At 63.9% G+C, this 20723-nt stretch carries 18 protein-coding genes and 1 pseudogene; 14 read left to right on the top strand and 5 right to left on the bottom strand.

All coding sequences use genetic code 11. The features are described from left to right. Nucleotides 1-27: 27 nt before the first annotated feature. Nucleotides 28-594, top strand: coding sequence for a recombinase family protein (locus ACODR1_RS18975; RefSeq protein ID WP_488881849.1), 567 nt, complete (start codon nucleotides 28-30; stop codon nucleotides 592-594). A 41-nt stretch (nucleotides 595-635) separates the two neighbouring features. Here the strand turns inward: ACODR1_RS18975 and ACODR1_RS18970 are convergent, their stop codons facing one another. Then, complete coding sequence (locus ACODR1_RS18970) at nucleotides 636-1295, bottom strand: DUF2971 domain-containing protein (RefSeq protein WP_488881848.1); 660 nt, start codon at nucleotides 1293-1295, stop codon at nucleotides 636-638. Nucleotides 1296-1382: 87 nt separating this feature from the next. Here ACODR1_RS18970 and ACODR1_RS18965 point away from each other — a divergent pair, with 87 nt between their 5' ends. From ACODR1_RS18965 to ACODR1_RS18950, 4 genes are all read left to right on the top strand, one after another. Beyond that, on the top strand, nucleotides 1383-1934 hold the full coding sequence (locus ACODR1_RS18965) for a hypothetical protein (protein ID WP_488881847.1): 552 nt from the start codon (nucleotides 1383-1385) through the stop codon (nucleotides 1932-1934). 932 nt (nucleotides 1935-2866) lie between these two features. Beyond that, nucleotides 2867-4066 (top strand): DNA methyltransferase, encoded by a 1200-nt coding sequence (locus ACODR1_RS18960; protein ID WP_488881846.1) that lies wholly within the window; start codon nucleotides 2867-2869, stop codon nucleotides 4064-4066. 1139 nt (nucleotides 4067-5205) lie between these two features. Continuing rightward, nucleotides 5206-6150: a DUF4238 domain-containing protein gene (locus ACODR1_RS18955; RefSeq protein ID WP_488881845.1), complete on the top strand. Its 945-nt coding sequence runs from the start codon at nucleotides 5206-5208 to the stop codon at nucleotides 6148-6150. 139 nt (nucleotides 6151-6289) lie between these two features. Beyond that, nucleotides 6290-7153: a hypothetical protein gene (locus ACODR1_RS18950; RefSeq protein WP_488881844.1), complete on the top strand. Its 864-nt coding sequence runs from the start codon at nucleotides 6290-6292 to the stop codon at nucleotides 7151-7153. A gap of 36 nt (nucleotides 7154-7189) precedes the next feature. Here the strand turns inward: ACODR1_RS18950 and ACODR1_RS18945 are convergent, their stop codons facing one another. The 3 genes from ACODR1_RS18945 to ACODR1_RS18935 all read right to left on the bottom strand — a co-directional run bounded on the left by ACODR1_RS18945 (nucleotide 7190) and on the right by ACODR1_RS18935 (nucleotide 10556). Beyond that, nucleotides 7190-7837, bottom strand: a complete 648-nt coding sequence (locus ACODR1_RS18945) for a trypsin-like peptidase domain-containing protein (protein ID WP_488881843.1) — start codon at nucleotides 7835-7837, stop codon at nucleotides 7190-7192. Between the two features lie 17 nt (nucleotides 7838-7854). Then, on the bottom strand, nucleotides 7855-8592 hold the full coding sequence (locus ACODR1_RS18940; protein WP_488881842.1) for a hypothetical protein: 738 nt from the start codon (nucleotides 8590-8592) through the stop codon (nucleotides 7855-7857). A 296-nt stretch (nucleotides 8593-8888) separates the two neighbouring features. Then, on the bottom strand, nucleotides 8889-10556 hold the full coding sequence (locus ACODR1_RS18935) for a recombinase family protein (protein ID WP_488881841.1): 1668 nt from the start codon (nucleotides 10554-10556) through the stop codon (nucleotides 8889-8891). A gap of 40 nt (nucleotides 10557-10596) precedes the next feature. Between ACODR1_RS18935 and ACODR1_RS18930 the strand changes: the two are divergent. From ACODR1_RS18930 to ACODR1_RS18890, 9 genes and pseudogenes are all read left to right on the top strand, one after another. After that, nucleotides 10597-10902: pseudogene (locus tag ACODR1_RS18930) on the top strand (DNA/RNA nuclease SfsA); the annotation flags it as partial. Between the two features lie 145 nt (nucleotides 10903-11047). Continuing rightward, nucleotides 11048-11878, top strand: coding sequence for a type I methionyl aminopeptidase (gene map, locus ACODR1_RS18925; protein ID WP_488881840.1), 831 nt, complete (start codon nucleotides 11048-11050; stop codon nucleotides 11876-11878). A 294-nt stretch (nucleotides 11879-12172) separates the two neighbouring features. Beyond that, nucleotides 12173-12865: a GntR family transcriptional regulator gene (locus ACODR1_RS18920; protein ID WP_488881873.1), complete on the top strand. Its 693-nt coding sequence runs from the start codon at nucleotides 12173-12175 to the stop codon at nucleotides 12863-12865. 198 nt (nucleotides 12866-13063) lie between these two features. After that, a complete protein-coding gene (locus tag ACODR1_RS18915; RefSeq protein ID WP_488881839.1) occupies nucleotides 13064-13588 on the top strand; it encodes an antitoxin Xre/MbcA/ParS toxin-binding domain-containing protein in 525 nt (174 codons plus the stop codon). Further along, on the top strand, nucleotides 13585-14259 hold the full coding sequence (locus ACODR1_RS18910) for an RES family NAD+ phosphorylase (protein ID WP_488881838.1): 675 nt from the start codon (nucleotides 13585-13587) through the stop codon (nucleotides 14257-14259). The genes ACODR1_RS18915 and ACODR1_RS18910 overlap by 4 nt, the downstream gene beginning before the upstream one ends. Before the next feature lie 158 nt (nucleotides 14260-14417). Beyond that, nucleotides 14418-16802: a TonB-dependent siderophore receptor gene (locus tag ACODR1_RS18905; protein WP_488881837.1), complete on the top strand. Its 2385-nt coding sequence runs from the start codon at nucleotides 14418-14420 to the stop codon at nucleotides 16800-16802. Then, the gene (locus ACODR1_RS18900) at nucleotides 16802-18091 is read left to right on the top strand and encodes an MFS transporter (protein ID WP_488881836.1); all 1290 of its coding nucleotides are present in this window, start codon (nucleotides 16802-16804) and stop codon (nucleotides 18089-18091) included. Before ACODR1_RS18905 ends, ACODR1_RS18900 begins: the two co-directional genes overlap by 1 nt. Before the next feature lie 78 nt (nucleotides 18092-18169). Further along, entirely contained in the window at nucleotides 18170-19231 is a 1062-nt protein-coding gene (locus ACODR1_RS18895; protein WP_488881835.1) for an LLM class flavin-dependent oxidoreductase, read from the top strand. After that, the gene (locus ACODR1_RS18890) at nucleotides 19228-19881 is read left to right on the top strand and encodes a cysteine hydrolase family protein (protein WP_488881834.1); all 654 of its coding nucleotides are present in this window, start codon (nucleotides 19228-19230) and stop codon (nucleotides 19879-19881) included. Before ACODR1_RS18895 ends, ACODR1_RS18890 begins: the two co-directional genes overlap by 4 nt. 77 nt (nucleotides 19882-19958) lie before the next feature. Here the strand turns inward: ACODR1_RS18890 and ACODR1_RS18885 are convergent, their stop codons facing one another. Further along, complete coding sequence (locus ACODR1_RS18885; RefSeq protein ID WP_488881833.1) at nucleotides 19959-20651, bottom strand: TorF family putative porin; 693 nt, start codon at nucleotides 20649-20651, stop codon at nucleotides 19959-19961. Nucleotides 20652-20723 lie beyond the last annotated feature (72 nt).

Raw genomic sequence — 20723 nt, 5'->3', positions numbered from 1 at the left:
AGGGTCTTTAGATTTATGGCACAAGGAATGAGCGTCATCGGGACGGTAATTGGTTACGCGCGCACGTCTTCGGTCGATCAGCAAGCTGGACTCGAAGACCAAGTTGCAGAACTTCGGGCCGCCGGATGTGAAAAGGTATTCAGCGAGCACGTATCTGGTGTGGACGCACATCGCCCGCAGTTGCGAGCTGCGCTCGACTACCTCCGCGATGGCGACTCCTTCGTCGTCACCAAACCAGAGCGGCTTGCCCGTTCGACCCTTGACCTGTTGACCATCGTCAAGGGGCTGAAGGAGCGTGGCGTCAACGTAGCCATTCGCTCGATGGGAATGGACACGAGCACGGCTACTGGGGAGCTTATGCTGACGGTGCTTGCCGCCGTGGGCGCTTTCGAGAGATCGATCATGCTGGAACGTCAGCGAGCCGGTATCGCCGCCGCGAAGGCGGCCGGAAAATACACCGGCCGGGCACCCACGGCGCGCAACAGGTCCGCCGAAATTCTGAAGCTGAAAGGTGAGGGAAAGGCTGTGACCGACATCGTCAAGGCCACAGGCGTCAGTCGCCGCAGCGTTTACCGGATCATTGCGGCAGAGTGATGCTCCGCCGCCAGCGGCGACCACTCAGATATTTGCTCAGATCACGCCCATAGTTTCGAATTGCGGTTTCTCACAACCCGAAACGTCTGAAAAGCGAGGCGTGCCTTGAACACCTCGACGCCGGACATGCCGCTGAGGGCGTCTGCGACATCGGCCCTCGTAATTGGTGAATTCGGGCCGACGATCACCTGACGCAGTTCCACCGCTGGACCGAACTCGAAGAAATACAGCCCATCCGGATCGCGAGTGCTGTGATCCAGCTGGATGAACAACCGCCACTCATCCTCGTATCGCCAATGGGCGAACTTGGTGGTCAACGCCTCGTGCATCATCGTTGCCGCAACGTCATCTCCCGCCCGGATCGCAGCACGGGGGTCCACAGTCCCGCGCTTGGTCCGATACCTCACCTTCGCGAGCGCGCCATCCGGGATGTCGAACCCAAGGCACACCCCCGTATGGTTCTGGGCATAGTGTGACCACTGAACTGGGTTGCTCGCCTTGCCGCTGAAGCACAGTAGGCCATGATCTTTGTCCATGGCCTCTCGCCACTCGCTGAACACGCGGCGGTCATCGGCATCCTTCATGGAAAAGGAAAGGAACTCGAACGGATCGTTCAGGGCGGCGAGCCGGGCGATCTTGAGGCGCCGATTCCTGACGGCCTGAAGGCCATAGTTGCGCTTCAGGAAGTGGTAGACTCTCATGCATGCTCCCGTTGTGAAGCAGAGTCGCACGATGGGCATCGGCCGTCGAACGCTTCAGGACCGGCGGGAACTTGACCGGACGACAAGATGACCGAACCGCTATCCGCTGACGATGCGTACTACGTCGCCCTTGGCCTCTTCGTGGACAACTTCGCCACGGTCGAGACACATATGCAGGTGCTGCTCTGGAATGTCGCGGGCGTGAAGCAGGATGTAGCGCGAGCCATGTTCGACGCGGGCGGCATCGAAAGCGCCAAACAGAAAATCCGGAAGCTATTCGCCGCGAAGGGCTTCACGGAACCTGAGCCCCTGAAGGAAGCCATCGACCAGCTAACGGTGATCGCCAAGGCGAGAAACCTGATCGTCCACTACGCTTCTAACATCAAAGACGAGGACATCGGCGCCAGCGCGCGTGTGATCTCCAACCACATCCACGCCTATGTCCCCAAGAAATTGGTCGAATTGCGAGTTACGCCTGAACTTTTACGGGGCATGGTTGCTGACCTCGCCCTGATCAACACACGGCTTAGCCATTTTGAGATCAAATACATATTGGGCGCGCCAATCGACGATGCCGAATGGCGTCCGCTAATCAAGCCGGGCCACAAGTGGTTTTACCCCAACGCCATCAACGGATGATGATGACTTGGCGTGCGGGACCACATCATCTCATCGAGCCCAGCGATAGCTGACGCGACCTATTTCGCCCGACGTTAAAGAACGTCGGCGTCGATACGGCTTCTTAGCCGTCATTATGCCGTAACCGACCGGCGGGCAGGCGTTGGCAGTCTGCTCACTCAACGCCGCCAGATCGGCAGGAAGACCGTAAGCTTCATCAGAACTCGTCGTCTGGGCTGCACAGCTGACAGATCACAACATGAAGCCGCTCTGCCATTTTGATAAGTCGAAGCCGCTCGGCCTCAACATGACCATTAGGCAGAGTTCGCGATGGGTCATGACCGGGCGGATCATACCCCCAGCTCAAACTTAGTTCGCGCGCACCTTCCTCTCGGTTGATCGTGGCCATGGGCCTGAACAGCTTTGGCCTATCGGTCTTTCCGCCCATCATGTTCGCCACGGCAGGCGTCGATCTGGCTCGCTGGGCCAGATCAGCACTCGTAAAACGCAGGCCGCGAGTACCGGGCGTTTATGATCGAGCAGTAGCCGGACCAATCGTACCATCATAGCTTCTGAAGGCAGTCGCGCCCCGCGCAAGCAGGCATAATTTGGCGCGGCGCCGAGCCAATAGACACTAAAATGGCGACGAGAGTGGGTGAGATTTCTGCCTTTGAGTAGGTTATATATTTCTTCCATTATCTATTTATTCGCGGTGATAGAAATATCTACCGGGGCTCGTCATTTTGAATGCTTCAAAAAGTAGCTCTGTTAGCGAATGCGACCAGACGGGGCACCCGTGACCACGCCACGAGATCAGCATTAGAAGAACAGCCGTCGAGGTGTCGCCGCACAGGGGTGCGGTGCCTACTTGCCTCTCCAGCGCCCCGTTACCGGGCGAGCAATTTCCTCCGGCAAGATAAGGTAAAGGATTCTACTGCTTTCTTGACCTCTGCATGCCGTTCGATACCGCGCCAAAAGTCAATGAAACCGCCACTCGCGCTGGTGGCGACCGCCTTGGGGTGAGCTTGCGAGCGCTCCGGCGCCAACGTGGCCTGACCCAGAGGGCATTGGCATCGATTGCCTTCATGGACATCGTCACTGTCCGGCAGTTAGAGGCGGGCGGAGGAACTGTTGGCCCACTCCTACGCGCGATAGGTGCCCTACAGGGGCGCTTCCGCGATCAGCCGAGTGAAATGGCGCTGGGAGAGTGGATCGCCGCCACGAGAAAGGGTGCTGGACTGACACAGTCAGCGCTCGCCGGTCTTGCAGGTCTAAGCAAGCCGACCGTTATTCAGATCGAGCATGGTCAGGGGGCCGCCAGAAGCCTGATCGGCGCGATGGCGATGCTTGGCCTAACACCGGAACTTGTCCCCCAATCCGCCGTCAACGATGTGCAGCTCTACAAGGGCGACTGCCTCGACATCTTGCCTCGCCTGTCGGCTGGATCGGTACACGCGATCATCGCTGACCTGCCATATGGCACCACCGAATTGAACTGGGATCGCCAAATCCCGCTGGCGCCGTTGTGGGAACAGTTCCGCCGCATCCTCACCCCCACAGGGGTGGTAGTCATGACGGCCACGCAGCCGTTCACCACGCAGATGATCGGCAGCAATCTCGACTGGTTCAAGTATTCTTTGATCTGGGAAAAATCCCGTCCTACCGGCTTTTTGCACTCGAAGTTCATGCCCTTGAAAAGGCACGAGGACATCTGCGTCTTTTCGCCCGGTGTTGTTGTCGGTCGGCACCGCAGCAAGCGACAGATGACCTACAACCCCCAGAACCTTGAGCCCCTTCCAACGCCGAAGCGACGAGCCAACGGTGTTACGCAGGGCACCTTCATCGGCAACAAGGTCGGCACCCCGACCGTCCAGACGCACACGGGTTATCCGAGTTCGATACTGCGGTTTCCCTCCGAGGCAACGCCCAGCCACCCGACACAAAAGCCACTCGACCTCATGCGTTACCTCGTCCGGACCTACAGCAATCCCGGCGACACAGTACTGGACTGTTGCATGGGCGCTGGAACGACTGGCGTGGCGGCGATTCTGGAAGGCAGGCACTTCGTGGGTGTCGAACTTCAGGCGGAGTACTTTCAGGCGGCATCACAACGGTTGGCCGAGAGCAGCAGGACTATGGCGCCGACGCGATGAAGTCGGCCTGACGGTCCTGCATGTAGCGGCGGATCGGCTTTCGCCCAGCGCCGCCCTTCCCACGGAGACAGGCCTCGGCCATCCGCAAGTGGATGAGCCCGTGCCGTCGTCAATCGCCATTGCCTTAGTTCGACGCCCCGGATGACCTCACTGCCTATCACGCGATGTGGCTATGAAGATCGGAGTCGGTCAGCAGCACCTTTTCGGAAAGGTGTAAGCGCGCGAGCTTCGCTCGCGCGGACCTCAGCGACCGCTCGGCTTTCGCCTTCGCTTTTCGCTTTCGGTCGGTTTTTATCTCTTGGAAAAATTATCCTTGAAGGGAAGTTTCCGTTTTCTCGCGCTCAGATTAGCTTTCAAATCCCCCTGTTCCTTCCCCTTCCACCTGAAAAACGCGCAGGCAGAAGGGGAAGGAACAGGGGGATTGTAAACTGTCTCGGACGAGTCAGCTTCCTGTAGGAGGCATTTGGTTTCTACACCGCGAGTGGCTTCCCGACACCTCGCTACTACCTCGACTTCCCTACCCCACAGCACCGAGTTCGTTCCACCTGAAGAGTGGAGCTTTGGGGACTTGGACTCCGATGTCGCTTGCGCGTTTTCATCGGTCCGCCTTGCGCTCCCGGTGAACGAATGCATCTGGCCGCTCCATCAAGTGGAACGTTGCTGCTTGAACTGGGTCGAAACGGTTCACTGCCACCGGCTACGGCGACAGTTGCACTGCCGGGCTCTACAGGCCGCACGGCAGTCGTCTTGGCTCCCATATCGGTTCGAGCGGGCCACGACTTCTCTAATCTGGTGTGGCTACCTACCCCACACATGGCCTCTTCAGGCCTTACGGGCGACCGGGACCGAGCCCGCTCCGTGGGCGCTCTCTTCGCCACTCCTGTGCCGGTCACGAGTTTACGCCCAGCCTTTTCCAGTTTCGCGGTGGGGTCCGCATTGTGATCGCCGGTGGCGATCCCCCTGAGAGACACGGTCGCTCGTCGAGCAGGTCCGCTGGGCGGTCCACATTGATATTTAGCCAGCACGGGAAATTCGCGTCTATTTCTGCGTGCGGCTCTCCAGCATCAGCACGGCGGAGACCGGCATGACATCCCGGCCAAGCCAGCCATACTGACCGTTGCGGTAAGAACGACGGGCCGATGAAGAAACTCAAAAATACGAACCGCCAACACCACGTCGCCCAGTTCTATCTGAGAGAATGGGCGACTGATGGGAAGCTGTACTGTCTTCAAAACGGCGTCGTGCGGCGGGCTGCTGTGCGGGACGTGGCCGTGCAGAACCGGCTTTACCAGCAGCCGTCGTTATCCGCAGCCGACGAAAACTTCATTCGGTTCTGGATTTCCAAGACACCGGAAGACGCCCACGAGACCCACAATCGCACCCTCGCCATCATGACTGCCGCCCATCGGTTCGAGGCCCAGTTTGGCGGGCTAATCGACAAGGTACCCCAAGCGCAAGAAGCGTTGGAACACATCAAGATCAACCAGCAGGAACTCTGGTACGGCGCGTTGGAAGACGAGATCGCGCCGGTTCTGAAGCGGGCCATGGCGGGCGACCTCAGCTTCTACGATGACAAGAACCACTGCGCTGGCTTCTTGCTCTTTCTTGCCCAGCAATTATGCCGAACCAAATCATTGAAAGATAAGACAATTGCAAAAATGAGGGCGAACGAGGGGTATTGGCGCGAAATGACGGCGGCGGGGATCGATTTCGAGAACTGCTGGCTCATCCTGACCGAGATCATTGCCCAGTCCATCGGCCGCAGCCTTTACTTGGACAGGCGGGAACGCCGTCTTGTGATGATCGAAAACGCCACGAATACACCGTTCATCACGTCAGACGCGGTCATGTTGAATTTACTGGCCAGCGACGTCGAAATCCCAGAGGACCTGAGCATCTACTACCCGATCTCGCCGAGGCACGCGCTTATCCTGACCCACACCGATGGGGCCAGTCTGTATTCCACCGGAACCCTAACCTCGGACGAGGTCGCGGCGCTGAACGGCCGGATCGCCGAGGCCGCGCTATTGCAAACTTTCGGCGACAGCGCCGCAGCCCTCTCCGCCCACATCCCGCATCGTTAGAGCAACGTTGCGCTGTCGCCGTTGGGCGTCGAACTCGCGAAGTCCGCTCTGCTAATGCGACGGCGGTGAGGTTCATGTCCTTGAGCTTGGCCGCGATCACGGCCATGACGTGGTCCGGCTGATTGGGTAGGGCGAACTTGTGCAAGTTGATCTGATCGCGTTCTTGAAATGGTTGGGCATCCCCGCGTTCAGTGGATTGGCAGCGTGGGGAGCGGCCTATGGCTACCTCAAATTCTTCGGTGAAAAAGCTGTTGAGCAGGCTCTGCAAAAAGACCTTAAGAAATTCGAACACTCCCTGACTACCAACATCGAACAATTCAAGGCGTCCGAGGCAACAAAGAACGAGGCATTCAAGGCGGTTCAAGCCGAGTACCTTGAACGGATCAAGTTCGACCTAAGCGCTTCACTCGACCGAGTGTCAAAACTTAACGAAGTTCAGTTCGATGTTTACCCCGAGGTATGGCGGCTTGCTCAGGAAGCTGTCTACGGGGTCGGCGATCTGATCGCCCGCGCCCGTTTCGGAGGTGGCATCAGCGGTTTGAACGACAAGCAGCGCGCCGAAACGTACGAGCGAAAAGAATTTCTTGAGAGCGAACGCGATCTGGTAGAGCAAAAATTGGCAATTGGCCCGATGCAGGGCCAGAAAGCATTCAACGAAGTCGAAGAACGCCATCGTCTGGTTCGCGCGTCTGGTGGATACAATGCCTTCAACACGTACTTGCGGATGAAGGGCATCTTCATTGTCCCTGAACTTCGATCCCGGCTGACTGATCTGGCGACCATGATGCTCGAAGCCATCTGGGAACACCAAGACGACGCCGAGGGTGATTTCAAGGACATGAAGACGGCCGAACGCCGCCAGAAGCGTGATGCCCTGAACAAGGCTTGGGACGTCATCCGGGTGGACTTGGAGAAAGACTTCTACTCGCGCCTTTCAGGCAGCGACATGACGGCGACGCCGACGCCGCCCTCCGAAGAACCGCCTGCCGACAAGGAGGAATAGGCGTCCCTCATAGGGGCGCCGACATGGCATGATGGGTCAGACCTGCGACAGCAGCCCGCACAGATAGTCCGCTGCAATCACATCCCCATGGTTGCCGCCGTCTGATGCTGGCGACGTGCCGATGCACATGCCGATCCATTCGCCCGAAGTGAGGAAAACCGGTCCGCCTGAATGGCCGGGGATGATCGGACCATCGACTTTCAACACATCCTTCTCACGACGAACAAAGGACCCTGTCCACCGGTGAGCGGGGGCGGGCGGCCACATCTCCGCAACATGGGGAAAGCCAAGTCCGAATATCTCTGCCCCCGGCTCGACGGTTACGTTCGCCGGACAGTCAAACACCGCCATCTGCGACAGCGCTCCCCCCATCAGAAACGCGCCGGGGTTCATGTTCATTGCAAGAAAATCCGACATCTTGTCAGGCTCGCCAGCGTGCAGAAAGCGGGGTGTCCGAGACATCAGCTCGCCATCAAACAGGGAAATGGCATGGTGCTGACCGCCCACCATCAAGTTGATCTCTGAGGGCCAGACAGCCCAATCGAACGTGGGCTGCATCATGATCGGCACGTGTGCGGCCGTTACCAGAAACACGCGCTCCTTGCTTCGCAGAAAGAAGCCCGAACCCGTGGCTGGGTCCTTCCCAGTTCGATAGGAAAACAGCGGTACGGTCAGATCGGCCATCAGCGAAACCTACGAATTCAAATCTCAGCGCCGGTGAATTCGACTGGGCGCGCCGGGTATTGCGGAAACGGTTCGGCGCTCATCGGGACCCAATCGTAGGATTGTGGCGGCATCTTTCCGACGAACTGCGTTGCGGATTTGTATTCGACCTTCGCGCCACACATGACCATCTTGGCGGACTTCAAGAAATCGGGAGCCTTCAGCACGTGAAGGGGAAGGCCTACTGCCACGAATTGCACTTGAACGGATGTATCCCGCCCCTTGGGCATGGTCATCGACAGAAACCCACCTGTGTCGATAGCCCTGAACTTGGTAGTCATCTGCCCCTTGCCACGGGGCTGCGTCCAGATGATCTCCGCGTCTTCAAACGCCAACCGGGCATCATATGGCGATTTCGTCAGATTGACGAAGACCGTCACATTTAAGGTCGCCGACACCATGGTTTCAGCGGCGAAAGTGACAGACGGCACATTCATGAAGCCGTGGCAGGTCGGACGCACTTTCAGCCATTCAAGGACGCGCCACCACGGCTGGGGGAACCAAGGTCGGGGATAGCGGGCCACGAACCACTCCCACCCCGTCCAGAGCGCGCCCACTGCGATAAGGGCGGACGCGATTACGATCTTCGTCACGGCGGCCTTAGGCGAACCGCTGGTGATCCAGTTGCCCGCGAAGGATTCCAGAACGAATTTTGCGACCCCGTAGAGCGCAGCCAATATGGCCGCCGGTCGAGCCAGCTTGATCCATTTCACCATTGTTCGCTGCCCCTCGCCGCATCCGATGTAAGCTAACGCCGACGCTGGGAGACACAAAGATGAAGCGGTTTCAGCTGAAGTATGATCCTGACAGCGTTGCGAGCGCTGGCGGCGACATGCGCGTCATGTGCGGCGACCACGAGCTAACCCACGACTGCGGCTCTGCCGCTGAAATGACCAAGGCCATTTAAGACCTCCAACGTGGACTGGATGCGCTAAAGGCCGAGGCCAAGCGCAAGTTCGACGCAGCGTGGAAAATCAAGATGGCCCTCGACACCAATTGAATCCGGCTGCGTTCAGGCGTCCTCAGGCACGTAGGAGCCCGCTTCTTTCATCAGGCCGACTAACCACGGGTCCCGGTACAAGTCGTTGATGCTGGGCCGCTCGAATCCCGCCTTGCCCAACTGGATGGCGCTCTCAATGCCGTGCCCCTCCTTGGAGAGGAACATCTTGCCACCATTCGCGTAGAATCTGATCTCACCGATGATGCCCTTCAAGGCCACTGACAAGGCCAAGCGGCGATCATAGAGTTCCGCTCCCTCCAACGCCTCCAGATCAACCAAAAGCGCCTTCAACGCCTCTTGATGTTCCTTAGCGGGACGTTCCCGCTGCCGGGTTGCCGAGGCTGACGCCAACTGCTCGATCTCACGCGCGACCGATAGTTGCTCGGCTTCGGCGCGGTCCAATTCAACGGCAAGCCGGACACTGCCACTCCCGGCCTTGATCAACTGCACGATGTTGTTGATTTCGCCTTCAAGCTTGGCATGGCGCGCCGTGGCGCGATCCAGTTCGGCCCTGTGCGGATCGGCTTTCGGAACAGTTGGTGCGCTCAAATCCAAGTTGATGACGTTGAGCAGCACGGCCTGTTCAAACGCCGGGTAAGGATACCGGACCCGATTGGTGCAGAGGCCGCGACCGCTGTCCACGCAACGCAACACCGCCTTGCTGGCCTGCGCTTGTGAGGAATGAACACCCACGGTTCCACCGCATACGCCGCATTTGGTCAGGCCCTGAAAGAGGTTTGTGATGTTGCGCGCGTTGTTCCCGCGATTGGGACCACGGCGGCGACCGACGATGATCGCCTGAACGCGACTGAATTGGTCCTCATCGATAATTTCCGGATAGTAACCCGGTATCGGGTCGCCATCTGGCATCCGCCCCGCTCGGTCGTTGCCCATAGTCGCAAACCGAGGCTGGTACTCGCCAAGGACAGTCCGGCTCTTGGCGATCCCGAGAACTGCTGCGTGCTGCCAGCCCTTCGCGGCATGCTTGAACGGCGGAACCGGCGGCACCTCAGTGTTGAATCGGACCGCTACAGCTGACGTACCCATACCCGCTTCGATCATGTCGAAGATGCGTTGCACCACAGCACGACGGTCGTCGATCACCTCGAACTCTATTTGTCGGGCCGCTCCCTTCCCCGTAGTCCGCGCCTTCAGCCACGATGGCCCGGCCGCGTGCCAACGGCGGCCTTCCTCGCGAGCCTTTCTCTTACTTTCCGCGTGCGCTTCCTTCACCGCCACGCCCATGCGCTTGGCCGCACGGTGACTAACGCTGATGGCCATCAGGGCGCCCATCAATCGTTCCTCGGTGGCGGATTCCGGGCCGTACTCGCGCTCGTCGTTCATCGTGACGATGGTGATCCCGCTGAGGATCAACGTCGTTAGCGTGTGCATCATCTGCACTTCGGGCTCACGGCCAAGACGCGAGAATTCGTCGATGAGCAAGTAGGAGCCGGGCAGCACCGTGCCGTCATGGACCTGCGTCAGAAACTTGCCGAGATCGCCCTTTTTCCGGTGGCGGCCACGGTAGGATGACACCCCCTCATCTCGCAGTGTCTCATCGAGCAGGATGCCTTTTTTGGCCGCCCAAGCGCGTGACGACTTTAGCTGACGTCTTAGACTGTCCCCCTCGGTCTGCGCTTTGCTCGACCACCTTATGTACGAGTAGGCCTTGATAGACATGGGTTTTCTCCACCTTGGCCATTAGATGCAATTAGGAAATCAAATCAAGAACGTCCACCTGTCGCGATCGCCGGGCCTGGCGGAGTTCCCCGACTGCAAGGCCGCCCGCTCGACCCGGCATCTGGAGGACCTCGCCGCCCAGGTGCGGGAGGGTCACCGCGCCGTGGCGCTGTTCGTCGTGCAGCGCGAGGATTGCGAGGACTTCCAGGCCTGCCGCGAGCTGGATCCGGCCTTCGCGCGCGGCCTCGACGTCGCCGCCGAGGCGGGGGTGGAGGTCATGGTCTGGGCCTGCGCGATGAGCACGCAGGAGATCCGGATCGCGCGGCCGATCGCCTGGAAGCGCTGATCGCTCCTTCCCCCATCAAAGGGGGAAGGGAGCGCGTTGTGCGCGCGGTTGAACTTTCATGCTATAGTCGCGACATAAGCCCGACCGACATTCGTATTCTCGGCCCTCTTCGGAGGCGCTGATCGCTTTTGAGACCGGACCGCCCATGACCCTCGACGACGCCTTCGAGATCGAGACCGAGACCCGCACGGGCCAGATCAAGATCCACAAGCCCGAAGACTTCGAGGGCATGCGCCGCGCCGGCCGCCTGGCCGCCGAATGCCTGGACATGCTGATCCCGCATGTCGTGCCCGGCGTGTCGACCGACGAGCTCGACCGGCTGGCCCGCGAGTTCATCCTCGACAATGGCGCCCTGCCGGCCTGCCTGTTCTATCGCGGCTATCCCAAGACTGTCTGCATCTCGCGCAACCACGTGGTCTGCCACGGCATCCCGGGCGACTGGACCCTGCGCGAGGGCGACATCGCCAACATCGACGTCACCGTCATTGTCGACGGCTGGCACGGCGATACCTCGCGGATGTACGGCGTGGGCGAGGTGGGCCCGCGCGCTCGTCGCCTCGTGGACATCACCTACGAAAGCCTGGCCCGGGGGCTGGCGGCCGTGAAGCCGGGGGCGACCCTGGGCGACATCGGCCACGCCATCCAGTCCTATGTCGAGGCCCAGCGCTGCAGCGTCGTGCGCGACTTCTGCGGCCACGGCCTGGGCAAGGTGTTCCACGACGCCCCCAACATCCTGCACTTCGGCCGTCCCGGTCAGGGCGCGGTGCTGAAGGCCGGCATGTTCTTCACCGTCGAGCCGATGGTGAACCTGGGCAAGCCGGCGGTGAAGGTGCTGGGCGACGGCTGGACGGCCGTGACCCGCGACAAGTCGCTGTCGGCCCAGTGCGAGCACTCGATCGGCGTGACCGAAGACGGCTGCGAGATCTTCACGGCCTCGCCCACCGGCCTGTTCCAGCCGCCGATGCAAGGCGCCTGATCGGGCGGCGTGTGATCCTCGTCCTTCGACAAGCTCAGGATGAGGATCACGGATAGGCCCCCGCTTTGGAAAGCCTCACCCTGAGCCTGTCGAAGGGCGAGGTTTCGCCCCGATGGTCGCGTGGCCGTCAGGGCCGCACCCTTACGGGCGCGTTGCCTCTAGGCGAAACTGACATTTCAGCCTACCTATCAGTCCGAGGACAACCTTCGGAGCGGTTTCGTGCGCCAGCCTTCGCCCCCTCGGGCCCCTGACGACGCCCCCTACAACGTCGCTGGAGGCGGCGCGCGCTCGCGCATGCTGGTGCTGGACGTCTGCTCGTCGTCGGGTCTGGAAGACTGGTCGCCCGACCTGCAGAAGGCCAAGGTGTACGAGAAGATCCTGCTCGACCTGATCCTGGGCGAGCTGCCGCCGGGCGCGCGGCTGGACGAGCAGTCGCTGGCGGCGCGCTACGACGCGGGCCTAGCTGGGGTGCGCGACGCCCTGGGACGCCTGGCGCTCGAAGGCCTCGTGATCCGCCGCGCCCGCTCGGGCACCACGGTGGCGCCGCTGGATCTGGTGGACCTGCGTCAGGGCTACGAAGCCCGGGCCCTGATCGAGCCGCACTGTGCGGGCCTGGCCGCCCGCCACGCCTCCAAGGCCGACATCGCCGCCATCAAGGCCGTGTTCGACGACGCCGAGGCCGCCGCCAGGACCCGCGACCTGCCGGCCCTGGTGGCCATGGACCAGCGCTTCCACGCCGCGGTCGCCCGGGCCTCCGGCAACCTGGCCCTGGCCCGCATCCTCATTCCGCTGCAGCACAAGGCCGCCCGCTTCTGGGTGTTCTCGTTCGGCGGGGCCACCGAGGCCGAGCTGATGGCCGATATCGAGCAGCACCGCGAGGTCGCCGACGTCATCGCCAGCGGCGACGTCGAGGCCTCCAAGGCCGCGATGATGCGCGTGCTGAGCGTGACGCCCGAGGCCGTGCAGCGGCCGCCGGTCGAGGCTTAGCGCCTTTACCTTGGCCCTCCCCCTTGATGGGGGAGGGTTGGGTGGGGGTGGTGCGGCGTTGGCCATCGCGCGCTTGCCTGAACCGTCGTAGCCACCCCCATCCCCGGCCCTTCCCCCATCGAGGGGGCAGGGGGCTTCTCGCACGTCCTTCCATAACGTCCAGATTTAGACTATATGTGGATCTGGATGGAGGTCCGCATGTCGAACGCCAAGCGCAAACCCGTCGAGATCGCCGCCGGTCGGGGCGTGCTGGACCTGTCGCGGTTCTCGCCCGCCAACCGCCGGCGGCTCAGCGGCCCCGGCCTTCGCACCTTCCTATCGATCGCCGACCTGTGGGGTCTGACCGAGGACGAGCGCCTGCTGGTGCTGGGCCTGCCGTCGCGCTCGACCTATTACAACTGGATCAAGGCGGTGCGGGAGCATCGCGACATCACCCTCGACCTCGACATGCTGACCCGCATCTCGGCGGTGCTGGGCGTGCATCAGGCCCTGGGCGTGCTGCATGCCGGCGAGCGCGAGGGTGTCGCCTGGCTGCGCAACCCGCACGCCGCCCCGTTGTTCGGCGGCCGCGCGCCGATGCAGCTTCTGACCTGCGGAACGCAGGACGGCATGGTCAGCCTGCGCCGGTTCCTCGACGCGGCGCGGGGCGGGCTCTACATGCCGCCGGGCGACCTCGACCGCGACTTCCGGCCCTATCAAGACGCCGAGATCGTCTTTTCGTGAGCGACGAGGCCCATGCCCCCGCACCCCGGCCGGCCTTTCGCCTGATCCCCTCGCGGTTTCCACCGATCGGCCTGTTCGACACCGTGGCGACGGCCGCCGACCTCGATGCGGTGATGGAGCTTTCCGGCTGGACCAACGACCGGCTGGTGGCCGAGCGCATAGCCCGCCTGCCGATGGAGGAGCGGGTCTATGGCCGCCCCAACGCCAGCATCGTCATGGCGTCGTTCCTGCACGTGGCGCCGGGCGGCATGCGCTTCAACGGCCCCGACCTCGGCGCCTGGTACGCCGCCGAACACCTGACGACGGCGGTGGCCGAGGTCGCCCATCACCTGCGCCGTGAGGCGGTCGCCACCGGCGCGGCGACGATCAGCCGGCAGTACCGCGTCTACACCGCGCGGCTCGAGGGCGAGTATCTCGACATCCGCGGCCGGCAGGCGGCGCGGCCCGAAGTCTACGCCAGCGACGACTATGCGGCCGGCCAGGTGCTGGGCGAGGCGGTGCGGGCGTCGGGCGGGGCAGGCATCCTGTTCGACAGCCTGCGCCATGCGGGCGGCGTCAACGTCGTCGCCCATCGCCCCCGCAACGTTCAAGACGTGACGCAGGGCGACCATTACGAGTTGACGGTGCAGGCCGCCTCGCGCCGGATCGAGGCCCGGCGGCTCGCGGCCTGAGGCGGCGAGGCGGAACATCCCGCCAACTGTGAGGCTTTCCCGACACAGGCCATGGCAATCCATTCTAAAATGTCAGAAGAGATTTTGACGAACGTCAAGTCATCCCCATTTGGTGCGGCGAGGCGGGGCCGTGGCCCCGCTCTCCGGAGCCTGCACGTATGTCCCGCCGCCTCGCCCTGCTCGCCGCCCCCTCCTTCATTGGAGCCTTCGCCGGCCTCGCGGCCGTTTCGACCGCGCACGCTGACGACCAACTGGCCGAGGTCGACGCGGTGGTGGTGGTCGCCCGCGACCGCAACGCCGGCCTGCTGGAAAAGCAGCCCAACGACACCGTCTTCGGCCTCGACAAGCCGCTGATCGAGACGCCGCGCTCGGCCAGCTTCGTGTCCGGCCTGACGCTGCAACGCTACGGCATCGAGACCATCGACGGCCTGACCGCGGTCTCGCCCGGCACCTACACGGCCAGCTTCTACGGCGTGCCCGGGGCGCTCAACATCCGCGGCACCCTGGCCGAGAACTACTTCCGCGGCTTCAAGCGCATCGAGAACCGCGGCACCTATTCGACCCCGATCGGGGCTGCCGACCAGATCCAGATCGTGCGCGGCCCGCCCACCCCGATCTACGGCTCGGGCAAGGTCGGCGGCATGCTGAACTTCATTCCCAAGTCCGGGAAGGGCGAGGGCGGCTATCTCACCGAGCCCGAGGGCGAGCTGACCGCCACCTTCGGCAGCTACAACCGCAAGAACGCCACCGCCCAGATCGGCCTGCCCGCCAATTTCGGCGACGTGGTCGGCGGCGTGCATGTCTATGGCGAGGTCGAGGACAGCCACAGCTATTATCGCGGCATCTATCCGCGCCGGCAGACCTTTCAGGTCTCGTCCGATTTCGACCTGGGCGACGGCTGGAGCACGGCGCTGGGCGGCATGGTCTATCGCTCCAAGGGCGACGTGCAGACCGCCGGCTGGAACCGCCTGACCCAGGACCTGATCGACAGCCGCACCTATGTCACGGGCCGTGATGCGAGCCTGGTCGACGCCGACGGCAACGGCCGCCTGACCCCCAATGAGACCGGCGGGGCCCTGTACCTGCCCTATTACGGCTTTCCGTCCACCGACGCGGCCCACACCCTGGATGTCGGCGTCGGGACCACGAAGCTGTCCCCGCGCACGGTCTATGTCTCGGGCGCGGACTTTTCGAAGACGGCGACCAACACCCTCTATTTCGACATCGCCAGGAAGCTGTCGCCCGACAGCGCGATCAAGCTGCAGCTGTTCTACGACGACCTGGAGAACAAGCGCTTCGTCTCCTACGGCTACCCCGCCCGCTTCGACAGCAATGTCTGGGAGGCCCGCGCGACCTATGAGTTCGCCAACCGCTTCCTCGACGACGCCGTGGTCGCCCGCTCGTTCGTCGGCGCCTCGTACCGCAGCTTCAAGGGCCGTCGGCGCGAGAGCTACAACAGCGGCCTGATCGCGCTGGACCGCCGCGACCTGTCGGTGGGCCAGACCGCCACCGACCTGATCGGCAGCCCGTTCACCGACCCGTCGATGACCTGGGAGAACGACAACCACACCAGGTGGACCCAAGCCGGGATCTTCTTCACCACCGACATCAAGGTCGGCGAGAAGCTGAACCTGATGCTGGGCGGCCGCTACGACGACTACGACGTGACCTCCGAAGACGTGGGCTCGCTGAGCTTCACGACGCCAGGCGAGCAGCACGCCGCCAAGGGCAAGGGGACCTACACCGCCAGCGTCACCTACAAGGCGCCCTTCGGGTTGATGCCCTACCTGTCGTACGCCAAGGCCTCGGCGCTTGAGATGAGCCAGGCCGGCGACGTCAATCCGGGCCTGGTCGCCGACGCGGGCGACGCCTGGCTGTCGGACAGCGACCTGGCCGAGGCCGGCGTGAAGTTCCAATGGCTGAAGGGCGCGCTGATCGGCTCGCTGGCCGGCTATCGCCAGAACCGCACCCAGCTGATGGGCATCAACGGCGATCCGGCCGGCACGCGTTCGAAGGGCGTCGAGCTGGAGGTGCGCTGGCTGGCCAGCCAGCATTTCAGCTTCACCTTCTCGGGCAACACCCAGCGGACCACGGTGAAGGGGCCCGACACCTCGTTCCAGTACGTGCCGACCTATACGGCCGGCGTGCCGGGCGCGCAGGGCTATGGCGGCTCGTACGTGGTGTGGAGCTTCGCCAGCATCCGGCCGGGCGACTACGACTACACCCTGATCCCGAAATCTGTGCTCAGCCTCTACGGCGCCTACGCCTCGGACCAGCACGACTGGGGCAAGCTCTACGGAACCCTGGGCGTGACCCACGTGACCAAGACCTCGGGCACGGTTCCCGGCGCGGTGGTCTATCCGGCCTATGGCGTGGTCAACGGTTCGCTGGCCTATGAGCAGGGCCTCTACACGGCCACGCTCAACGTCGATAACCTGCTGGACGAGCTCTATTTCACGCCCGTCGCCGACACCTACGCCAACCTCGCCGCCCTGCCCGGCAAGGGGCGCGAGTGGCGGATCACCCTCGCAAGGCGCTTCTGATGACCGACCACCAGATCCAGCATCGCCCCTGGCTGCTGCTGGGCGCCTTTTCCTTGCTACTGTTCCTGATCACGGCGGCGACCTATTCGTCGCTGGGCGTGATGATCCCGGCCATGGTCCCGCAGCTGGGCTGGAGCTGGCAGAACGCGTTCCTGGGTTTCACCGTCATGGGCGTGGCCACGGGCGCCTCGTCCTGGCTGCCGACACTGCTGATCCGCCGCTGGGGCGTGCGTGCGACGCTGGTGGCGGGCGCGGCCGTGATGGCCGCGGGCCTGGCCCTGCTGGCCAAGGTGCAGAGCCTGCCGGCCTATTTCCTGGCCACGGCCCTCCTGGGGATCGGCTTCCAGGCCGCCGCCCTCATTCCCGGCACCCACGTGCTGTCGGCGATCTTCCGCCAGCGGGCCCTGCCGTTCGGGATCTACTTCACCAGCGGCGCCCTGGGCGGCGTCGCCGGCCCGCTGCTGGTGCTGGCCAGCCAGGGCGCGTTCGACGGCCAATGGCGGATCTATTGGGCGCTGCAGGCGGTGGTCATCGGCCTGCTGGGCCTGCTGTGCGCCGCCGTGGTCGGCGGGCCCAAGTGGCTGGAGGAAGCCGGCCGGGCCATGGACCGCCTGACCGCCGCCGAGGCCAAGACCGCCCCGGCCCATCCGCGGGTCTTCCGCACCGACCATGACTGGAGCGTCCGCGACGCGGTGCGCACCCCGCAGTTCGCCATCCTGGTGGCGGCCTATTTCAGCCACCTGTTGGCCGGGGTCACCGCCGCCAGCCTGACCCAGGCGCACCTCACCGAACTGGGCGTGGCCGGCGTCGTGGCGGCAGGCGCGCTCAGCGCCGAGGGGCTGATGCAGGTCGCCGCGCGGATGGCCGGCGGCGCCGTGGGCGACCGCATCGACCCGCGCTGGCTGCTGGTGCTGGCCCAGGGCCTCCTGGTCGCCGGCCTGCTGGCCCTGGCCCACGCCACCACCCTGCCGTTGCAGGCGCTGTACGCCGTGGGCGTGGGCCTGGGCTTTGGCCTGACCGTGCTGGCCGTCAGCCTGCTGCTGCTGAACTACTTCGGCCGCCGCAACAACGTCGAGCTGTTCTCGCTGGTCTGCCTGGTGGGCGCGGTGTCGGCGGCCGGGCCGTTCATCGGCGGCTTCATGCGCGACCGGCTGGGCAGCTTCACCCCGACCTTCCAGCTGTTCGCCGCCCTGACGGCGGTGGTGTTCGTGGCCGTGCTGCTGATGCGTCCGCCCAAGCCGCGCGCCGTGGCGGCGGATGTCGAAGCCGGAGCCGCCGCCGACGCCTGAGGCCGGCCTCGCGCCGCCGCCCTTTTGGTCTATGGTCGCGCCTGACTCGAAGTTGAGCGAGCGGGCGTGGAGGCGATGATGGCGTACGACGGCGGGCGCAAGGAGTTCGGCGTCTTCCTGCCCGTGGCCAACGGCGGCTGGATCGTCTCCAGCAGCACGCCGCCGCTCGACGGCCTCTATCCGCAGAACCGCGCCGCCGCCGTGCTGGCCGACCAGATCGGCCTCGACTTCGTGATGTCGATGGCCAAGTTCCGCGGCTTCGGCGGCGACACCGACCACTGGGGCGCGGCCCTGGAATCGGTGACCTTGATGGCCGCCCTGGCCGAGGCGACCAGCCGCGTGAAGATCTGGGCCACGCTGCATCCGCTGCTGCAGAACCCGGCCGTGGCCGCCAAGCTGATTTCCACCTTGGACCACATCAGCGGCGGCCGCGCCGGTCTCAACATCGTCGCCGGCGCCTATCGCGACGAGTTCGCCCAGATGGGCGCCTGGGACGACAGCCTCGGCCACGACGACCGTTACGCCCTGGCCGAGGAGTGGACGCGTCTGGTCAAGCGCCTTTGGACCGAGGACAGCGTCAGCCACGAGGGTCGCTTCTTCACCCTGGCCGATTGCCAGTCCAAGCCCAAGCCACTCAGCAAGCCGCGCCCGGACCTGATCTGCGCCGGCGTTTCCGAGCGCGGCTTTGCCTTCGCCGTGGCCGAGGCCGACGCCTGCTTCATCGGCGGAGAGGACGAGGCGGCGCTGCGCGACGCCAGCCGCCGGGCCAAGGCGCGGGCGGCGCAGCTGGGCAAGGCGATCCGCACCTACGCCATGTGCACCGTCGTCCACGCCGATACCGACGCGCAGGCGCAGGGCCTGGCGGATCGCTATCGCGACGGGGTGGACATGGGCGCGGTCACCACCATGTTGTCGAACTGGGGCGTGCCTCCCGAGCGCCTGGCCGAAACCGCCGCGCGCCAAGGGGCGTTCATGACCCGCACCGTGATCGGTGCGCCGGCGACCTGCGGCGCCAAGATCGGCGACCTGGTCGAAACATGCGAGCTGGATGGGCTGATGCTGATCTTTCCCGACTACGAGGCCGGGCTGGCGATGTTCGGCGACGAGATCCTGCCGGGCCTGCGGGAGGCCTATCCATGAACGCTACGCCGATCATCGCGCAGGACGGTCTGGCCGCCTGGATCGCCCCGTCGCGGACGGCGCTGGTGATCGTCGACATGCAGGTGGATTTCGCCGCGCCCGACGGCGTCATCGGCCGGTTCGGCGTCGATCTTTCGGCCGCCGCGGCGGCGCTGGAGCAGGCCCAGCGGCTGGCGGCGGTGGCGCGGGCGGCCGGCGCGCCGGTAGTGTTCGTCGGCCTGGAGACTACGCCCGAGAGTGATCCGCCGGTGGTGCTTGAGCGCATGCGCCGGCGCGGCGGCGATCCCGAGATCGAGCGGGTGATCTGCCGCGAGGGAACCCGGGGCGCGGACTTCTACGGCCCCTTGCCGGAGCCGGGCGAACTGGTGATCCGCAAGCCGCGCTACAGCGCCTTCGTCGGTACGGATCTCGACGCGCGGCTGCGCGCACGGGGCGTGGACACCCTGGTGGTCTGCGGCCTGACCACCGAGTGCTGCGTCGACAGCACGGTGCGCGACGCCTTCCATCGCGACTATCACGTCTTCGTCGCCGGCGACGCCTGCGCGGCCTATGAGCCCGACCTGCACGAGGGCGCGCTGAAGAGCCTGGGCCTGTCCTTCGCCCTGCTGGTCGATACGCCCGAGATCGAGGCGGCCTGGGCCGGACGCTAGCCGGCGCTTACAGACAAAGAAAAAGCCGCCCGGGACGGACCCGGGCGGCTCGTTCGTTGGTCCCGAAGGGACTTGGCTTAGAAGGAAGCCTTCAGCGACACGGCGACGCGCGAGTCGTAGATGCTGCCGAAGTCATGCTCGCTGGTGTCCCAGTAGCGGACGTCGAGCGCGAGCTTGTCGGTCACGGCGTAGGCGACGCCGAGGTTCCAGGTGGTGTAGTCGGCGCCGTCCTCGATGGTCTGCTTGCCCAGGGCGCCGCTCAGCGAGAACTTGTCGTTCAGCGGGATCGAGCCGTTGGCTTCGTAGTAGACGGCGGTCGACAGGTCGCCCGGCCATTCCGGCGAGAAGTAGACGGCGCCGCCGAGGGTGGCCTTGCCGAACGGCTTCGACACGGCGGCCTTCAGCTCGGTGTAGCTATACTTGCCGGGGGTCAGGCCCTTGTCCTTCGAGTAGCCGTAGTAGAGCACGCCGAAGTCCATCGACACGTCGCCGACGGTCGGCTTCACGCCGGCGTAGAAGTCGACTTCCACGCTCGGGTCATCGGTGCCGAAATCGACGTTCGAAGCCCACACGCCAGCGTAGCCGACGCCGTAGCCAAGGTCGACGCCGCCGAACACTTGCGGGTCTTCGTTGGTTTGGCTGACGCCGCGGAACACGTAGTCGCTGGCGATGCCGACATTGTACGAAAGGCTGACTTCCTGAGCCATCGCGGCGCCGCCGAGGGCGACCGAGGCGGTGGCGGCGGCCAGCGCGAGCTTGAAAATCTTCATCCGTGTTATCCCCTTTTTTGTGTAGCCCGCCGGGAGTGTGGTCCCAACTTGTGCGGCGCCTGCAAGCGCGTT

The sequence above is a fragment of the Caulobacter sp. FG7 genome (assembly GCF_057808875.1).
Note: the sequence above shows the minus strand (reverse complement) of the source record. Positions and strands in the feature narration are given on the sequence as shown.

What these genes read in the sequence shown, in the direction of transcription:
- ACODR1_RS18965 (WP_488881847.1), top strand. Translation starts at nt 1,383, where the DNA reads ATGACCGAACCGCTATCCGCTGACGATGCGTACTACGTCGCCCTTGGC.
- ACODR1_RS18955 (WP_488881845.1), top strand. Translation starts at nt 5,206, where the DNA reads ATGAAGAAACTCAAAAATACGAACCGCCAACACCACGTCGCCCAGTTC.
- ACODR1_RS18885 (WP_488881833.1), bottom strand. Translation starts at nt 20,651, where the DNA reads ATGAAGATTTTCAAGCTCGCGCTGGCCGCCGCCACCGCCTCGGTCGCC.
- ACODR1_RS18945 (WP_488881843.1), bottom strand. Translation starts at nt 7,837, where the DNA reads ATGGCCGATCTGACCGTACCGCTGTTTTCCTATCGAACTGGGAAGGAC.
- ACODR1_RS18915 (WP_488881839.1), top strand. Translation starts at nt 13,064, where the DNA reads ATGTCGAACGCCAAGCGCAAACCCGTCGAGATCGCCGCCGGTCGGGGC.
- ACODR1_RS18960 (WP_488881846.1), top strand. Translation starts at nt 2,867, where the DNA reads ATGCCGTTCGATACCGCGCCAAAAGTCAATGAAACCGCCACTCGCGCT.
- ACODR1_RS18935 (WP_488881841.1), bottom strand. Translation starts at nt 10,556, where the DNA reads ATGTCTATCAAGGCCTACTCGTACATAAGGTGGTCGAGCAAAGCGCAG.
- ACODR1_RS18890 (WP_488881834.1), top strand. Translation starts at nt 19,228, where the DNA reads ATGAACGCTACGCCGATCATCGCGCAGGACGGTCTGGCCGCCTGGATC.
- ACODR1_RS18900 (WP_488881836.1), top strand. Translation starts at nt 16,802, where the DNA reads ATGACCGACCACCAGATCCAGCATCGCCCCTGGCTGCTGCTGGGCGCC.
- ACODR1_RS18895 (WP_488881835.1), top strand. Translation starts at nt 18,170, where the DNA reads ATGGCGTACGACGGCGGGCGCAAGGAGTTCGGCGTCTTCCTGCCCGTG.
- ACODR1_RS18905 (WP_488881837.1), top strand. Translation starts at nt 14,418, where the DNA reads ATGTCCCGCCGCCTCGCCCTGCTCGCCGCCCCCTCCTTCATTGGAGCC.
- ACODR1_RS18970 (WP_488881848.1), bottom strand. Translation starts at nt 1,295, where the DNA reads ATGAGAGTCTACCACTTCCTGAAGCGCAACTATGGCCTTCAGGCCGTC.
- ACODR1_RS18920 (WP_488881873.1), top strand. Translation starts at nt 12,173, where the DNA reads ATGCTGGTGCTGGACGTCTGCTCGTCGTCGGGTCTGGAAGACTGGTCG.
- ACODR1_RS18940 (WP_488881842.1), bottom strand. Translation starts at nt 8,592, where the DNA reads ATGGTGAAATGGATCAAGCTGGCTCGACCGGCGGCCATATTGGCTGCG.
- ACODR1_RS18975 (WP_488881849.1), top strand. Translation starts at nt 28, where the DNA reads ATGAGCGTCATCGGGACGGTAATTGGTTACGCGCGCACGTCTTCGGTC.
- map (WP_488881840.1), top strand. Translation starts at nt 11,048, where the DNA reads ATGACCCTCGACGACGCCTTCGAGATCGAGACCGAGACCCGCACGGGC.